At 58.4% G+C, this 16,471-nt stretch carries 13 protein-coding genes; 4 read left to right on the top strand and 9 right to left on the bottom strand.

All coding sequences use genetic code 11. The features are described from left to right. Positions 1–21: 21 nt before the first annotated feature. The 4 genes from DHV10_RS01665 to DHV10_RS01650 all read right to left on the bottom strand — a co-directional run bounded on the left by DHV10_RS01665 (position 22) and on the right by DHV10_RS01650 (position 3,077). Positions 22–1,194 carry an NADH-quinone oxidoreductase subunit D gene (locus DHV10_RS01665; protein WP_239461249.1) on the bottom strand — a complete coding sequence of 391 codons (1,173 nt, stop codon included), beginning with the start codon at positions 1,192–1,194 and terminating at the stop codon, positions 22–24. Next, the gene (locus DHV10_RS01660) at positions 1,191–1,862 is read right to left on the bottom strand and encodes an NADH-quinone oxidoreductase subunit C (RefSeq protein ID WP_109484578.1); all 672 of its coding nucleotides are present in this window, start codon (positions 1,860–1,862) and stop codon (positions 1,191–1,193) included. Before DHV10_RS01660 ends, DHV10_RS01665 begins: the two co-directional genes overlap by 4 nt. A gap of 77 nt (positions 1,863–1,939) precedes the next feature. Continuing rightward, positions 1,940–2,554 (bottom strand): NADH-quinone oxidoreductase subunit B, encoded by a 615-nt coding sequence (locus DHV10_RS01655; RefSeq protein WP_109484577.1) that lies wholly within the window; start codon positions 2,552–2,554, stop codon positions 1,940–1,942. A 151-nt stretch (positions 2,555–2,705) separates the two neighbouring features. Next, positions 2,706–3,077, bottom strand: a complete 372-nt coding sequence (locus DHV10_RS01650; protein ID WP_109484576.1) for an NADH-quinone oxidoreductase subunit A — start codon at positions 3,075–3,077, stop codon at positions 2,706–2,708. Positions 3,078–3,371: 294 nt separating this feature from the next. Here DHV10_RS01650 and DHV10_RS01645 point away from each other — a divergent pair, with 294 nt between their 5' ends. Continuing rightward, positions 3,372–5,768, top strand: coding sequence for a tetratricopeptide repeat protein (locus tag DHV10_RS01645; RefSeq protein WP_239461248.1), 2,397 nt, complete (start codon positions 3,372–3,374; stop codon positions 5,766–5,768). A gap of 53 nt (positions 5,769–5,821) precedes the next feature. Here the strand turns inward: DHV10_RS01645 and DHV10_RS01640 are convergent, their stop codons facing one another. Together DHV10_RS01640 and DHV10_RS01635 are read right to left on the bottom strand one after the other, a co-directional pair. After that, complete coding sequence (locus DHV10_RS01640; protein ID WP_109484575.1) at positions 5,822–7,924, bottom strand: phosphocholine-specific phospholipase C; 2,103 nt, start codon at positions 7,922–7,924, stop codon at positions 5,822–5,824. A 275-nt stretch (positions 7,925–8,199) separates the two neighbouring features. Continuing rightward, positions 8,200–8,769, bottom strand: a complete 570-nt coding sequence (locus tag DHV10_RS01635) for a hypothetical protein (protein WP_109484574.1) — start codon at positions 8,767–8,769, stop codon at positions 8,200–8,202. Between the two features lie 131 nt (positions 8,770–8,900). Here DHV10_RS01635 and DHV10_RS01630 point away from each other — a divergent pair, with 131 nt between their 5' ends. After that, positions 8,901–9,383 carry a nuclear transport factor 2 family protein gene (locus DHV10_RS01630; protein WP_239461247.1) on the top strand — a complete coding sequence of 161 codons (483 nt, stop codon included), beginning with the start codon at positions 8,901–8,903 and terminating at the stop codon, positions 9,381–9,383. Between the two features lie 605 nt (positions 9,384–9,988). On the opposite strand, the gene DHV10_RS01620 is transcribed toward DHV10_RS01630, so the two are convergent. Beyond that, on the bottom strand, positions 9,989–10,921 hold the full coding sequence (locus DHV10_RS01620; protein WP_239461246.1) for a carbohydrate kinase family protein: 933 nt from the start codon (positions 10,919–10,921) through the stop codon (positions 9,989–9,991). Between the two features lie 212 nt (positions 10,922–11,133). After that, entirely contained in the window at positions 11,134–11,817 is a 684-nt protein-coding gene (locus tag DHV10_RS01615; RefSeq protein ID WP_162601114.1) for a class I SAM-dependent methyltransferase, read from the bottom strand. A gap of 217 nt (positions 11,818–12,034) precedes the next feature. Here DHV10_RS01615 and DHV10_RS01610 point away from each other — a divergent pair, with 217 nt between their 5' ends. Continuing rightward, positions 12,035–12,976: a branched-chain amino acid transaminase gene (locus DHV10_RS01610; RefSeq protein ID WP_109484570.1), complete on the top strand. Its 942-nt coding sequence runs from the start codon at positions 12,035–12,037 to the stop codon at positions 12,974–12,976. Between the two features lie 71 nt (positions 12,977–13,047). Here DHV10_RS01610 and DHV10_RS01605 read toward each other — a convergent pair whose 3' ends face one another. Next, positions 13,048–13,527, bottom strand: a complete 480-nt coding sequence (locus tag DHV10_RS01605) for a hypothetical protein (protein WP_204101295.1) — start codon at positions 13,525–13,527, stop codon at positions 13,048–13,050. 853 nt (positions 13,528–14,380) lie between these two features. On the opposite strand from DHV10_RS01605, the gene DHV10_RS01600 reads away from it, so the two are divergent. Then, positions 14,381–16,444: an Abi-alpha family protein gene (locus DHV10_RS01600; RefSeq protein ID WP_109484568.1), complete on the top strand. Its 2,064-nt coding sequence runs from the start codon at positions 14,381–14,383 to the stop codon at positions 16,442–16,444. Positions 16,445–16,471 lie beyond the last annotated feature (27 nt).

The following is a 16,471-nucleotide window of genomic DNA, read 5'->3' as shown; positions in this document are numbered from 1 at the left end:
CTAAGAGCTCACGGCTAGAAGCTATCTGTCAACTTCTCCCAGCACGATGTCTACACTTCCAAAAATCAAAACTACGTCGGCTACGTTTGAGCCGAGGCACATATCTTCCAAAACAGTGAGGTTGATGAAGCTTGGCGGCCGAACGCGATAACGATACGGATTGGGGCTTCCGTCGCTGATCAAATAGAAACCAAGCTCACCCTTGGGCGCTTCGATGCGGCCGTACGACTCGCCTGCCTTGGGGCGGAAATTGCGGATCTTCGCCTTCGGGTCCATGACAGGCCCGGCGGGCAGGTCTTTCAAAGCCTGATTCAAGATCGAGATCGACTCGCGCATTTCGAGCATGCGGACCATATAGCGGTCATAGATGTCGCCGTGATCGCCGAGAGGTACGCGGAACTTGAAGCGATCGTAGATGCCGTAGTGGTCGACCTTGCGAATGTCGTAGTTCACGCCGGAGGCCCGCAGCATTGGCCCGCTGATCCCTGAGTTAACGGCGAGGTCGGGACGGAGGACGCCGATGCCCTGGCAGCGCGCCATCAGGATTTCGTTGGTCATCAGGAACCGTTCGAACTCATCGACGAACGCAGGCAGACCGGCAACGACTTTGCGCGTCGCTTCAATCCATGCGGGTGATGCGTCGACACGGCAGCCCCCGAAGCGCATGTAGTTGCACATCATGCGCGACCCCGTGAGGCTCTCGAAGAGATCGAGAATCTTTTCGCGCTCGCGGAAGGCATACATCAGCGGAGTTCCGCTCGCGCCCATCTCCTGCAAGAGGAACCCGATGGTCGAGGCGTGGTTCTGAACGCGTGTGAGCTCGGCGAGGATGACACGGAGATACTCGGCGCGCTCCGGAACTTCCTGACCGACGAGCTTTTCGACGGCCAGCGCATACGCCCAGTTGTTCGTGAGCGAGCAGAAGTAATCGAGCCGGTCGGTGTACGGCATATTGGCCAGGTAGCTCTGGGTCTGGCCGAGCTGCTCGTGATTGCGGTGCAGATAACCGAAGACGGGCTTGAGCTTAATGACGCGCTCACCGTCGAGCACTACATCCATGCGGAAGACGCCGTGAGTCGAAGGGTGATGCGGGCCCATTGCGACTTCGAGGAGTTCGCCTTCGCCGTCGGACTCGAAGACGGGCGGTCGGTTCCAGCCTGCGAGTTTCTCGTTTTTAATGCCGAAGGAGCTCACTGGACCGCCTCCCCAGCTGCAACTTTGGCCTTGTGTTCCTGGGCGCGCTTCAGCACCTCGTCATGCGCAGTTGGCTCGTACTCGAAGTCGTCGGGCTCAACGTAGTCGCGACGCATGGGGTGATCTTTGAATTCATCCCACATCAGGATGCGGCGCAGATCGGGATGCCCTGTGAAGACGATGCCAAAGAGGTCGAATATTTCGCGTTCCTGAAATTCGGCCCCTCGCCAGACTGGAGTAAGCGAAGGCAGCTCAACCTGATCTGTCCGGTTGGCTGTTCGCATGCGGATGATGACAGGCCCATGCTTCTTGGCGACTGAAAAGAGGTGGTAGACGGCTTCGAGGTAGCCGGGCTCAACGCGCTTGCGGGTCTCTTCCACCATTTCGTCGACCGTCTGCTCGACACCATCCACCGTCTTCGAAACCTGACGCGTGACTTTAACTTTCTCCGGGATCTCTTTGTCGAGATAGTCCACTCCTGTCACGTTGGACAGATAATCCAGAGCGAGTTCTTCATTATCGCGAAGGAATTCGGCCACAGCTACACCATGCTGCGCACCGATGAGCAACGAGTGCTGCGCGTTCGGAGCTGGGTTCGGGATTACCGTCACCGCCGCTCCGGGCACCGCTGTCTCGATTGCCGCTTTGATTTCCTCTACGCTCTTCACGTCAGCTCTTAGCTCCTAGCTCGTAGCCTCTTCACCGGTTTACAACATGGCTTTACTTACTATTTGCTGCTCTCTCTTCACTGAATGATCTTCGGAACTGTCCACGTCCCGGGATTGCTGGGCGGATCGAGGTCGTGCTCGCCGAACTCTGGCACCTGGAATTCGCCGGGCGCTTGTTCATCCAGATGGCGCGGACGTCCTTCGCCCGTGAGGTGCTGCTCGTCTATCTTCTTCTGCAAGGTCATGAACGCCTGTATCAACGCCTCGGGGCGCGGAGGACAGCCGGGGATGTGCACGTCGACGGGGATGTAGCGATCGATCCCCTTCAACACGTTGTAGCCCTGCTTGAATGGTCCGCCGGAGATTGCGCAGGCGCCCATCGCGATCACGTAGCGCGGCTCGGCCATCTGGTTGTAGAGCCGCACTACCTGCGGCGCCATTTTCTTGGTTACTGTTCCGGAGATGATCATCAGATCGGCTTGACGCGGCGAGGGACGGAACACCTCAGAGCCGAAACGAGCCAGGTCGTAACGCGCCATCGTGGTGGCGATCATCTCAATGGCGCAACAGGCGAGGCCGAACTGCATCGGCCAGATCGAGCTGCGGCGACCCCAGTTATAGAGCTCCTGAATGGTCGTAACCATCACGCCCTGCTTGCCGAGTTCGATCTTCAGTTTTTCGTCAACTGCCATGTCGCTACGCTCCAAACGAGCTTTCAGCTCTCAGCCGTCAGCCCTCAGCTTCCAGCTTGTCCGCTATCCCTCACTGCCAGTTAGGGCTCTAATCACTTCCGGCTTTCCCAAGCATGACTGAGCGCCTGACGGCTGAGAGCTGAAAGCTGTTCTACGCCCACGTAAGTACGCCTTTTGCCCAGGCCCAGGCCAGGCCTTCAATCAGCAGCAGCACGAAGACAAGCATCGAAACGCATGCCGCCGCTCCTAAACCCGTAAATGCCACCGCAAACGGCAGCAGAAAAATTGCTTCCACGTCGAAGATAAGAAAGATGATTGCGTAAAGGTAGTACGCCGAGCGGAACTGCACCCACGCATCGCCTCTCGACTGAAGGCCACATTCATAGATGGCGTTCTTGATCTCATTCGGCTTGGCGGGCGAAAACACCTTCTGCCACAGCCAGGCCAACCCCAGGGGAGCGAGCCCGAAACCAAGCGCGACAACGAATAGAACTGCTAAAGAGAAGTATGGACTTGAGGCCATCTGCGAGTGAGAGGTCTTTCCTAATAAAGTTAACAGTTTGGGCCCTGACTTGGCTAAACCTCAAGACGCTATCCGTTCCCGTCCAATCCCGTTTTCGCGCCGTTTATCCCACTCTATGAACCGCTCGCTGAGTTTCGTTGTCAGTGATTAGTGATCAGAAACGACGGGAAACCTCCGGTGGCTAGTTTGATGACCTGAACGCCTCCACCTTTCGATGGGGACTGCAGCGCGTTTCCTTTGATACCGTTTTAATGTCCCCCGAATTGTCTTCCCCTTTTGGAGCGCTTCGGGAAGATGCCGTCGCACGTTAAGCAGCTTCAGGGAGTTCTTTCCGAGATGTTCAAGTTCTCGCCGCGCCGTTTAGCCGCCATGTGCTGCCTGGTGGTCTCGCCGCTGACGGTCAGCTTCGTGGTCCGTGCGTCATCCGATCCTGTCTCTTCTGCTCCCGCCGCAACTGCTCCCGATGCCCCTCCAGCGGCGTATACGGCCAGCATCCGCGTCTCTGGGCCGACCTCTCAATTCCACGACTCCGTCACGAGCCGGTACAACTACGCTTTTGGAAAGGAACATCCCTTCCTGCCCTCGAACGCGATGACGGCAAACGGCCAGTTCGTGAACCCGCGCGCTGTTCCGACAGCCGAGTACTGCGGCCACTGCCACCAGGAGGCTTACCACCAGTGGCGGCAGTCGGTTCACTCCAACAGCTTCCGCCAGCCGTGGTATCTGAAGAACGTCAACATGCTGATTGGTGAGAAGGGCGTTCAGTTCTCGCGGCACTGCGAGGGGTGCCACAATCCGATCGCATTGTTCTCCGGCGATCTCTCGCAGGGGATGCCAAAGACGCGCCCCTTCGAAGATGAAGGTGTCAGCTGCGCGGTCTGCCACTCCATCCAGTCCACGGACACTACGGGCACCGGCAGCTACGTGATGGCGACTCCGGCAGTGCTGGTCGACGAAAAGGGAGCGCCGGTTACGCGCCAGGTTTCGGACGCCGAGATTCTGGGCCATCTCGATCGCCACAAGCAGGCGGTGATGCGGCCGCTGCTGAAGACGTCCGAGTTCTGCGCGGCATGCCATAAGGCGACCATTCCGCGTGCGCTCGACGACTATAAGTTTCTCCGGGCATTCACGGTGTATGACGAGTGGCAGGGGGCAAGCTTCACGAAGCAGTCGCCGCTTCCCTTCTACCGTAAGGATTCGGTCTCGACTTGCCAGACCTGCCACATGGCGCGCGAGCAAATGACGAATGGCGCGAAGGATGCGGGCGCCAAGGACGGCACACTCGTCTCGCATCGATGGCTGGGCGGAAACAGCCTAAACGCTGCGTACTACAAGTTTGACGAGCAAGCGGAGAAGCTCGTCGCTTTCCTGAAGAACGGGCCGGATGGCAAGGGAGTGCTCAACGTCGATATCTTCGCGTTGGAGAAAGAGTCTGCGCCTGGACCTGCTGACGAAGTTCCGACGACAAGCATGGTCGCCGCGCCGCTCGGTCTGAAAGATTTCTCTCTCTCGCCTGGCGACACGCTCATTGCCGATGTGGTGATCCAGAACAAGGGGATCGGGCACTCGTTTATTCCTGAACAGCGCGATTTTTACGAGGCGTGGGTCGACTTCAACGTAAAGGACTCGGCGGGAAAGATGCTCGCCGAATCCGGCTTTATCAAGCCCGACGGCGATCTCGATCCATCAGCGCACTCCTTCACCAGCCGCCTCGTTAACACCGAGGGAACGCTGAACGACATTCACCAGATCTGGCACAATCGCGTGCTGGCTTATAACAATGGACTCCAGTCAGGCCGGTCGCAGCTTGTGCGCTACCGCTTCCGCTTGCCGAAGACGATTAGCGGTCCCGTTACGATCACGGCTTCTGTGCGCTACCGGCGCTTCGATCAGCACTTTCTCGACTTCGCAATGGACCAGCCCGCGGGCAAGCACTATTCCGAGCCAGTTCTCGAGGTTGCAAGCACGAAGCGCACGCTCGCGATCGGTGACAACCCGACGGCTGCCCCGATGCCCGGTGAGAACCCCGAGTGGATGCGCTGGAACAACTACGGTATCGCGCTGCTCGACTCGCTGCAGTACGAGAAGTCGGTTGAAGCCTTCAAGCAGGTCGCTACTCTCCGCCCCGACTACGCCGATGCATACACCAACATGGCCGTTGTTGAAACCGTGTGGGAACGCTACAACGATGCAAAACCGCACCTGGCGAAGGCTCTAGAGCTACTGCCGGGCGATCCGCGCGCTCTCTACTACCGAGCGATCGTTGAACGGAATGCCGGGCAGATTCAGGAAGCGATCGAAGATCTGAAGGCGATGCTGGCCAAGTATCCTCGCGCCAAGGATGGACTGCGGGAACTGGGCTTCAGCTACTACCAGGCGCACGACTACCCCAATGCGCGCGAGCAGTACGAGAAGCTACAGGCCATCGATCCCGACGATCTGGCGGCACATTACCAGCTTGCGATTCTTTATCGGCGTCTCGGCGAGAAAGACAAGGCAGCGGTTGAGTCCGCCAAGTTCGCGGACCAGAAGGATGATCCAACCGCCAGCACCTACGCCCTGATGTTCCTGCGCAAGCACCCTGAGGTCGCGAGTGAAAGCGTCACCTGGCACACACACGACTTAACGGGCGATCCGGTCAAGGCGCCGGCGAAGATCGAGTACAAGTACATCCCCGGGGCAGGCATGTAAAAGCAAGGCGGCCCTGCACATCCGTACAGGACCGCTCACTTTTGTTGAGTTTGTTAAGCGCCGATGGCGGGATCAGTGCGACTCTCATCGCCGGTTTCGACGTGACCCGCTATCTGGTAGCGGAAGGTCGAATCCGATTCCGCGGTCACGACGAAGTCGTACCAGCCGAAAGTGCGACTCAGTTCGTAGGTTCTTTCGCTGCGATCACCAGGCTGCAGGTGTACTTTGCTGCTCTTTCCTGAGTACTCTTCTGTCACGCTCGCGTCGACCGCTTGGCTTCCATGGTTCGCAATCGAAAGCGTAATCGCGTTGCGTTCCTTGTGGTAGTGGGTATGCACGAGTAGTTGGATAGTCGCAGAGCCATTCAGACTTCCACGGAAAGCCCGGAAAAAGCCGTTCGGGCCGTAGACCGAAAGGTCGTATCCGGACAGGCCCGCTCCAGCGAGCGCGTACGTGTCGACCGCCTCTTCTCGAGATCCCACCGTGTAAGTCCACGGCCCCTGGCTTGAGGTTCCGGAACGCGTCTGGAATACAGCGGCCTTCCACGCGCTGCGATACTCGATCGTGAAAGATCCATTCCCGACGTTCACCGAGCCGTTCGCCTGAAGCTCATAGGGCACCGGGCGCGCGGGACGAGTCCCCGGCTCTTGGGCCGGCATGGTCTGGTTAGCCGGAACCGGTGGCACATAGTCCGGATACCGGCTCTGGTTCGGCGGAACCCATGCGGCCGTGCTGGGCAGCGCCACAACCTTGGCATTCGGCCTCCGGAAATCAAAGACCGACGTCAGATCTCCCGCCACAGCCCGGCGCCACGGCGTGATGTTCGTCTCGATCAAGTCTGGGTTATCTTCTGCAAAGCGCGCCTCCATGAACTTGATGATCGATGTGTGATCGAAGAGTTCGGAACTGACATAGCCGCCCTTACTCCACGGTGAAATGGCTATCATGGGCACGCGCACGCCCAGCCCAATCGGGCCGGCAACGAAGGAAGCATTTCCCGGGAAGATCTCGTTTGTCGTGGGAACCGTGGAGATTCCCTGAGCGCGGTTCATTGGCGGCGTCTGCGGAATTATGTGATCGAAGAATCCATCGTTCTCGTCGTACGTAAGCAGGAAAACCGTCTTGCTCCACACCTCCGGATTGGCGGTCAGAGCGTCGAGGAACTGCGAGATGTACCAGGCGCCGTAGTTCGGAGGCCAATTGCCGTGCTCGCTGTACGCCTCCGGTGCCACGATGTAGGAGATCTGCGGAAGCCGGTTAGCCGTTACGTCCGCGCGGAACTGATCGACAAGGTGCGACGCGATCTGCGGGTTCGAGCCCGATAGGGACTTGATGTCGGTGCCCCTCAACGCCCCCTCAAAAAGCGGACTGCCCGGCGCGGCATTCTGATACTGGTGGAAGTAGAGCAGCGAGTTGTCGCCGTAGTTGCCGATGTACGCATTCGGGCCCCAACCCCAGTAGTCAGGACCATCCAGGCCTGCGCCGATGTCCTGATAGATCTTCCAGCTGATGCCGGCCTTCACGAGGCGCTCGGGGTAGGTAGACCAGTCGTAGCCAACTTCAGCATTATTCAGGACGGGACCGCCTCCGCTACCGTCGTTACCGACCCATCCAGTCCACATGTGATAGCGGTTCGGATCAGTAGGCCCGAGCAGCGAGCAATGGTAAGCATCGCACGTGGTGAACGCATCGGCCAGCGCATAGTGGAACGGAATGTCTTTGCGCGTGAGGTGCGCCATCGACGTCGTTCCCTTCTGCTCTACCCACTGGTCGTACTTGCCGCCATTCAGCGCGACGTGTGTTTGATTCCAGTTGTGGTCCGTGTCTTCGATGAAGGTTAGTCCCAGGTTCGAGACGTCGGGCCGGAACGGCAGAACGTAGCCGCCCTTTCCGTCGGGCTGATACCACACAGGATCTCCGTTGGGGAACTTCGCAACGCGCGGATCTCCAAATCCGCGAACTCCGCTCAATGTGCCCAGGTAGTGATCGAAAGCGCGATTCTCCTGCATGAGGACCACGATGTGCTCCACGTCCCGGATGCTGCGGGTGCGGTCGTTGGCTGGCAGTTCAAGGGCGCGGGCGATGCTGGATGGAAGCGCAGCAGAGGCAGCTCCAGTGCTGAGGAGCTTTAAAAATGTACGGCGGTCTGTAGCCACGGTGATCGAATCCTCCTGGGGAAACGCGGTTCCCGCGTTCGATCACCGACCTTAATCTCCTATTATTGCGATAGCGTCACCAGATGATTGGAATTGTGTGACTGGCGCATCGTAGCGCCCGCCTTATCCGGCGTTTGATGTCAAGTTAGCGAGATCCCGGCATACCGAAGCAGAAGCCTCACCGGAACAGAGCGGTGCGGCGGAAATGATGCCGACTCGAAGAAACGAGGGGGGCACTCGACATCAACTCCATGCCGAATCGCTCCGATCGAGAGCTACATCAGGCGCACAAACAAGGCGGTCAAGCCGCTGTCGTCTTTGGAGGCAACGATTCGAACTTTGTCGCCCTTCTGCACCTGGATCTTATATCCGTCGACTGCACCCATGTAGCCTTCGCCGATGGTGGCCTGTGTGATTTTGAAGACCTGGGTTGCTCCTGATTCGTCTGAGACAGCAACGGAATGCTTTCCGTCAAATTTCACTACGCTGCCGGTGACGGATGTGAATGGCCCCGCACCGAGGTTCTTCAGGGCCACCGCGGTACGATCCTGATCGCTTCCGTAGTAGAGCACCACCACGTAAGCCCCAGTCTTCTTGAATACGTCAGCGGCCGTGGTCTCCAGAGACACCTTCTTGTCGATGGACAACCGGGTTTTGGAATCGGTGCCGTCGCTGAACAGACCCTGGATTCCATTGTCTTGAAAGACTGAGATGGTCTTGCTCGCGCTGTTGATTGAACTCACGGTGCCGGTGAGAGCGTGAACGACCTGCTGCGCGATTGTCAGAGGTTGAACAAGGCCCAGGCAAACAGACACCGCGACGCTGCATATGATCTTTTTCCCCACGAGGAGACCTCCCCTTGAGCATTGATTGCAGATGGAACCCCGATGCACCCAGCCCCCTGTGTGCGATGGCGCCAGTATAGTTCTCGACCCTCTTCCTGTAAACGATTTCGGGCTTCGACCGATGGCCTCAGATGGCTAAAATCGAAACCATGCACAACCGCCTGAAACCTATGCTTCCCCTCTTCGTTGCCCTCCTGATGACCGGCGTCCCTCTTATTGCGTTTACTCAGTCATCCGAAGAGCAAGCTGTCCTGGCACCTATATACTCCATGTTTAAAGCGATGTCTGAGCGCGACGCCGCCGCCATCAAAGCACCTACTCTCCCCGGCGGAACTATGGTCCTCATGCGCGACGGCAAGCCAGCCCAGATGACCTTCGAAGCCTTTGCCGAACGCGTTGGTAAACCCGGTAAGAACCAAATTGAAGAACGCATCCACGATCCTCTCGTCCGGGTTGACAACGATCTTGCCGTCGTCTGGGCTCGCTTCGACTTCCTCGTCGATGGCAAAGTCGACCACTGCGGAACCGACCTCTTCAATCTTGTTCGGGTGGACGGTAAGTGGCTTGTTGCCAGTGTCGCCGACACCGGCACCAAGACCTGCTCCGCCAAATAGCGGAGAGAACGGCGTTATTTGCGGATTCGAGACCCACCACGAGAACTCCAACAGGACGGAAGTAACCAGGAAACACGCGAAAACAGGTGTTTCGAAGCGTCAGGATTGAGATCATGCCTCAGTCGCACTGAGGTCGAGCCATGCTCTCGCTATCAACTACCCTGCGCCCCCGCTGGGTTTCTAATACGGAACGCAACCGTGCCGTCAAGATCAACGGTGTCAACTACGAGCTTCATCTCACCAGCGCTACAAGAGGCCGCCTCTTGTGCCATCAGTTGGTGGCCGGGACACCTCGGCTAATGAGCGCCATTGAGATCCCATTGACGCAGCCAGAGCTGTACTCAATGTTTGACGCGCGGACCGCTACCGATATTCTGCGGTTGGCAAACGAACTCAGAAGGTAGCCTTTTCCTCAGTACGGACGAGTTCGCTACTACCCGCGATTGAGACACTGTTCTCGCATACAGTGCCTAGTGAAACGAGCTGATTTATCTGAATCTTGCCCCGTCTTCAACAAGTGCATCCCTTTGCGGGATTCATGCTGGACCTCACACGGTGCGATTCAATGAGAGTGAATCAAAGCTCAAAGGTGCCTGGTTTGCTCTTTAGCCTCTCTGAGCGATTGCCGCGTCAATCCCGTTTCGTACTTCCATCGACAAGGGCGGCATAGCGCCGCTCTGCGAAGCCACCCAGCTTCCCCACCGATTCCCCGCCTCATTCAATACCGGCAGATCCGCTCCGCGGAGGAGGTAGTGCGTCATCGCCGCAGTAAACGCGTCTCCGGCGCCGATGGTGTCCGCAACCTTTGCTGGAAAGCCCGGATGCTCGTGCCACTCCTCACGTTTCACAAGCAAGCTCCCATGTGAACCGCGCGTGATCGCCACCATCTCCAGCGTCGGAAATTCCGCGAGGAGGCGCTCTGCTCCGGTGCGCAGATGAGCCGGTTGTCCTTCGTTTTCTACTGGCATCCCCAGCAGTGCCAGCACCAGCGGCACTTCGGCGTCATTCATCTTCATCACAGTCGCTAATTCGAGGGATTCTTGAATCACTTCGCTCGAGTAGTATGGCCGCCGGAGATTCACATCAAAGACCCGCACGCATCGCGAAGGCGTCTGCGCCGCCAGAGTCTGAATTGTCTGGCGCGCCTCCACACTCCGCTGCGCGAGCGACCCAAAGCAGATCGCATCGGCTCTCTCGGCCAGCTTCACCCACGCATCTGAGAGTTCCAGCGAATCCCACGCTGCCGGTTTATGAATGGTGTACTCTGGCTGCCCATCGTCGAACGAAACGGTCACGCGTCCCGTCTCGTGGGCCGTGTCAATTTGCAGTTGCGCGGTGTCGGCCGGAAGAGGGTCCAGCAGATGCACAGCTTCGCGCCCAAGATCGTCGCGCCCGATCCGGCTCAGAATCACAGCGTGGCTTCCCAGCCGGCCGGCCATCACACTGAAGTTTGCCGGCGCGCCGCCCAGGCGCTTGCCGCCCGGCAGCATGTCCCACAACAACTCGCCAATTCCCAGTACCAGGTGCGGCTCTCTCAAGTTGATGACTCCCACTTCCCGAGGCAGAGATCCGAACCGCCAGTTATGGCGCCAGAGCTCTCTCGCTCCGCCTTCGGAATCAGCTTTCCTTACCGCCTCTCGATCCGTCAACAAAATCCGTCCAATGCCCGAAAGCCATCGTTGAAGCCACTACCGGATCGTCTGACAGCCGAGTGCAGTAAGCTGCAGTTCGTGTTCTGGCAGGGATCAGTTCACGCCTCCCATCTCCAGATTGAGCAATCCTCAGAGTTGCTCGCCGCGTACTCGCCATCGGGCTGGTTCGCCATGATCCGATGATCGGCAATCGCATCGGCCCGCGATCGTTTCACCTGCCCGAGATACAGCCGGACAAATCCTCGCCGTTGCTCGAAGACATGCTCTTGCTCGTGGTTCACATACAGCAGGTCAACCTGTCCTGGCCGGTCCTGAAATGCGTCGGCAATGCGTTCCAGCAGGCGCCGCATCACCGATGCGCCGAATGGATTGAACAGGAACACCACATACGGACCCTCGGTAAATCGGAACTCTGCCGCGTCTCCGCACATCACCCTCATCGGCGACTTCGCCCGTCCAGCAACCTTCCACTTCGCCGCATTCCGCCGCGCCATCGCGGCCAGCACCGGATTCAGCTCGATCCCCGCAACCCTTTTGAATGGCAGTTCCGAAGCCAGCAGCATCGCTCTTCCCATCCCTGCACCAACGTCGAAAAATGTGAACGCTTCGATGGGGGCGCAGGGCTTCGTCTTCTGCCACCTCCTGAGTAGACCGTGGAATACCGAGGGCGCTACCCCAAAATAGGCTGTCGAGTGCCGATCGTGGCGATGCCCAGTCTTCAGAAAGCGACCGGGGATGATCCCGCTCGTTCGAACTCCGTTCTCCGTATCAAACGGATGCACAGTATAGCCATCAGCCTTTTTGAGTCTCGGCAGCCCGGCTCTCTTCTGTCCCGCAATTCCCGTCACGCCCGAACATTAGCACATTCGAACTTCAGCCCCATTGAACCCTTTGGAACCATCAGAGCCTCTCGTCCCAGCTATCCGTGACAGCCCTGCCTCAATCGCGCTACCCTTTGGGTACTGCGCATTTGTCGAGACAAGGAGCTCGCGAGTCCCCATGCCAATCTCCAAGACCGCCAACATCTGGCATAACGGAAACCTCATTCCCTGGGAGAACGCCACCATTCACGTCATGAGCCACGTGATCCACTATGGCTCCAGCGTCTTCGAGGGCATCCGCTGCTACGCTCAGCCGCAGGGCTCAGCCGTTTTCCGGCTTCCCGAGCACATGCAGCGTCTCATCGACTCCGCCAAAATCTATCGCATGGAGGTTCCCTTCTCCCTCGACGAGCTCTGCGCCGCGGTCGTTGACCTCATTGAGGCCAACAACATCGCGCCATGCTACATTCGGCCCATCGTTCTCCGCGGCTACGGCGAGATTGGCGTGAACCCAAAGGGCTCGCCGATCGAGGTCTACATGGCCAACTTCCCGTGGGGTAAATACGTCGCCGGCACCGGCGGAGCCGACGTCTGCATTTCGAGCTGGAATCGTCTCGCGCCTAACACCATGCCTGCGCTTGCCAAGGCCGGCGCAAACTACATGAACTCGCAGCTCATCCGCATGGAAGCCGATATCAACGGCTATGTCGAAGGCATCGCGCTCGACGTGAATGGTCTGGTGAGCGAGGGCTCCGGTGAGAACGTCTTCGTGGTCCGCAACGGAGTCCTCTATACGCCGCAGCTCGCCAACTCCGCGCTCTCCGGCATCACCCGGGACAGCGTGCTCACCATCGCGCGTCATCTCGGCCTCACGGTCATCGAGCAGCCAATCCCGCGCGAGATGCTCTACATCGCCGACGAAGTTTTCTTCACTGGAACTGCCGCAGAGGTTACGCCGATTCGCTCGATCGATCGCATTCTTGTCGCTGACGGCAAGACGGGCGAGATCACGAAGAAGATCGCCGACGAGTTTTTCTCGATCGCCAACGGCCTCAAGCCCGACCGCTTCGGCTGGCTGACTCCCGTAAAAGTCACTGCGACGGAACCTGTGACGGCCTGAAATAGTTTCAAGCATTTGAGCGGGGCAGTCGCTTTCGGCCGCTCCGCTTTTGTTTGGTGCTCAGAGCAGAATCACTTCAACACTGCGTGGTCTGTCATTCGCGCGTTCCACGTCTTCTTCTCTTTCTCGAACTCTTCAGCATCGGCCTTCGATGGCTTCGCGACGTGCCCAACGCCTTTCTCCACCACCAGCAATCTCCGCAGTGCGCCGCGGGGAGACGTGAGGTACAGCATTTGCCTTCCGGTCGCTTCATCGACAGTGAAGATCACCACGTCGTTATGAATCTTTTCAGTCACATCGATGCCCTGAATCTGTCCATCTGACCGCAGAACTCTCTGCCTCACCTTGCAGCTCTCGTCGCGTGTCAGTCCCAGCAGGGTCGCGATGTGGGGCGGCAACTCGGCTTGAACTCCTCGCTCGACAATCAGATTTGCAGTCGCTGCTAATTGCGTTTGCGGTTTTGGAGCGAGCTTCGCCGCTGCAGAAGCAGCTACTGCATACGTGGACAAGCTGGAACAAGCAATCAGAGTGAACGCGAGCAAGCGAAACATCGCAGACATCGCACGATCATGCCTGATCGTGCCGCTCCGAACTTTGTTTCAGGACAAAAACCCACGGCCCCGTCATCGGTTCGAGAGGCGAGGCATCGAACGGTGCGAGACCGGTCCTTCGTTGCGATTGATTTTTCGAAAGCTATGAGCGGATGAGTACTGGGGTGAGTCTGAGGGCGGTTAGAGGGGGGGTACCCCTACCCATACACCTTGTGAGGAAGTTCTCCTGTTTCAACAAGATGCGCGGCAAGGGCGGCTGCATGTGTATCATTCTACGTCAGTTACCCACAAGGTGTCTCATTCTAAAAGGGTTAATGTATGGTCAAAGTTTCGCGTATGTATACGAAGACGCAAAGGATATTCCCGACGAGCGGCACTCTTCGCAAAGCTTCAGACTCCTACATTCCCATTATGACGAAATCATCGAATTAGACTGCAAAGTCGGATGGGGATTCTTTCGTCCTCGAATCAGCGACTTAGGGGCGTGGGCGACCGGCTCGTCTCTTGACCAAATGCGGAGCTGCGCACTGCCAGTTGCGGATTGGTAGTAGCGTGCGACAGCCGCAAGGTTCTGAGGCCGTGGAGGGCGGTAGGAACTGGGAACAGACCCCCTTTTCCACAACGAAAAGCTAAACGGCCGCGTGAGGATCAATCGGTAGTTAACTAAAAATAAAGGGCTAATCTGCATCTACTTTCGTACCCTGCGCGATGGGTACCCATGGCCGCGCAGTCACCTTCGGGGCATATCGGGCCGGCGCTTTCGATGGTATCTTCTTACTTTCAGCGGTCTGCCCGAACCTCTCCCGGAATCGAGGCCAACCGAAGCTACTCTCAGGAACACGGACCTTCCCGAATGATTGCGACGCAAATGGAAGCGACGTTCTGCCGTGCATACAACGCCTCGAAGGCTCACAGGCTGGGGCTGCGCATCACGGTCGCCGATTGCGCCGGAGAACCATTCAAGCTGATGAAGGTCATCCTGGATGGCCTCGCGCAAAACCCCGAAGCTGCCTTCTGGCTGACGAATGTTCAATACACGCCGCAGATTGTCCGCATCTTCCCGCTCGACTTCGCGTACCTGGATCCGGAGCTGAACGTTCTTGAGGCTGTCGAGCTGCCGCCGGGCGTCCCGCTTCCGAAGTTTCATCCCGAGGCTACCAGCGCTCTCATTCTGCCGTTAGGCTACCTCGCTGCGAACAAGACAGCCGGGGGCGATCAGCTGATGATCTACCCGGAAGACGAGTTTGAGCTGCGACTGGCCGACACGCCAACCCCATCTGCAAGCGAAGTGTCCGTTTCAGAGGAACCGGAGGCTGATGAGGCGCCTCACGATTCCGCAGCAGAGGTTTCGAGCGCGCGGCAGTCCGAGCCAGTTCCCTTCTTCACACCTCGATCGACGCTTCCGGTTCAGGCCCCCGCCGTGGGATCGGGGAGCGGCTTCACTCTGGCGATTGCCAGCACCTGGCAAGTGGCCACTGCGACCACAGCCGCGATGCCGCCAGTCAAAGAGGACTTCGGGGCGGATCATGCTACGGAGGTGGCGAGCCCCGAAGACAGAAACGAAGATGGCACTGCGTCGACCGAGGCGAACGCTGCGCTCACAATCGTGGAGGAGCCGCTTCCCCAGCCGAGTACCATCGATCTAACTCACATCGCCGCACTGGAGCGGGCGCTGGCTAAAACCGAGCCGCCCTCGGAATCGGCATTCGACGAAGCAATCTCCATCCCCGAACTCGAGCCTGAAAAACCTGTTTTGCGCGCAACCGAGGAGCTGATTGCACGCAGCAAAGAGGCAGCCGAAAAAGCCTATGTGAGGGTCGCTCCTCATGCTCCTGCACCTCCGGCCAAGTCCAGGAGGAAGCCGGGCAACCAGCAGCAGAGGAAAGAACATCTCGGTAACAAGGTAGTTCGCTGGCTCGCTCTGGATGAGCCCCCGCCGGAGCGGCGCAAGATTATTCGGCTCTTGCTGCAAGGTCTTCAGGCGTATGAAACCAACGGCGACAGCAGTAAGCGGTACAAGGTACGCGATATCTGCCCGCCCGGGCTCTACATCCAGACAGATGAGCCGTGGGATCAGGGCGACACGCTCTCGCTCGTGCTCGTGAACGAAGGGGCTAGCGACCGGGACTCCGAGCATCGTGTTCGCATTCAGGCGCGCGTGGTTCGGCGCGATGAGGAGGGAGTGGCGGTTGCTTTCGTGTTTCCGGAGGGCACCGAATTCCAACCGTGGCAGCGTGCCAAGACTAAGCGCTCTGACGAGACGGAAGCCGATTTCATTCTTCGCGAGCTGCGCCTGGCCAGAGCTCTGGGTTTTCTGCGGCGCCTCTGCCCTTGGTCAGCAAACGAGGTGAATCATGCGCTTCTCGAGCGGCTCAGCAACAAGCGCGTCGCCAGTGCGGTAGAGATCGCACTGCAGGCGGAAGATATCCTGTTTCGCCGTGGTCACGTGGCGCAACCGTTTGTAGCGTCCGAAGTGATCGTGCGGATCATTGAAGGCGGGTCGTGGATCGACGAGGACTGGATTCGCAGGATGTGGGCGGGACTTCTCGTCTCCTCGTGCAGCGCCGATGGGCAGGACCGGTCAAATCTTCCTTTCATTGATCTGCTCGCACGATTGACGCCGATCCATTTGCGGATTTTGTCGTATGTATGCCGCCGCGCCGTGGAGGCGATTGCCGCGGGAGAGTCTGAAGCAGCACTCGATCTGCACTCAACTGCCGAAGAGCTGATGGAGGCCGCGGACTCGCACAGCTTCTCGCGCATTCAGCAGACGATCGGGCAACTCGCTTCGGTTGGGCTTCTGGCTGAGACCGCTCGCCCGTCCTATGTTGTCATGAGCGACAGGAGCAAGACACGGACCACGCCTACGGCGCTGGGCTTGAAGATGTTTGCGCGCTGCAATGGGCAGCAGTCGTAGCACAGCTTCGATCACGATCTGTTCATC

The sequence above is a fragment of the Occallatibacter savannae genome, assembly GCF_003131205.1.
GTDB classification, from domain to species: Bacteria; Acidobacteriota; Terriglobia; order Terriglobales; family Acidobacteriaceae; genus Telmatobacter; species Telmatobacter savannae.
The sequence above is the reverse complement of the archived record's forward strand: the minus strand, read 5'-3'. Positions and strand labels throughout refer to the sequence as shown.

What these genes read in the sequence shown, in the direction of transcription:
- DHV10_RS01655 (WP_109484577.1), bottom strand. Translation starts at nt 2,554, where the DNA reads ATGGCAGTTGACGAAAAACTGAAGATCGAACTCGGCAAGCAGGGCGTG.
- DHV10_RS01650 (WP_109484576.1), bottom strand. Translation starts at nt 3,077, where the DNA reads ATGGCCTCAAGTCCATACTTCTCTTTAGCAGTTCTATTCGTTGTCGCG.
- DHV10_RS01645 (WP_239461248.1), top strand. Translation starts at nt 3,372, where the DNA reads ATGCCGTCGCACGTTAAGCAGCTTCAGGGAGTTCTTTCCGAGATGTTC.
- DHV10_RS01630 (WP_239461247.1), top strand. Translation starts at nt 8,901, where the DNA reads ATGGCTAAAATCGAAACCATGCACAACCGCCTGAAACCTATGCTTCCC.
- DHV10_RS01610 (WP_109484570.1), top strand. Translation starts at nt 12,035, where the DNA reads ATGCCAATCTCCAAGACCGCCAACATCTGGCATAACGGAAACCTCATT.
- DHV10_RS01605 (WP_204101295.1), bottom strand. Translation starts at nt 13,527, where the DNA reads ATGTTTCGCTTGCTCGCGTTCACTCTGATTGCTTGTTCCAGCTTGTCC.
- DHV10_RS01600 (WP_109484568.1), top strand. Translation starts at nt 14,381, where the DNA reads ATGATTGCGACGCAAATGGAAGCGACGTTCTGCCGTGCATACAACGCC.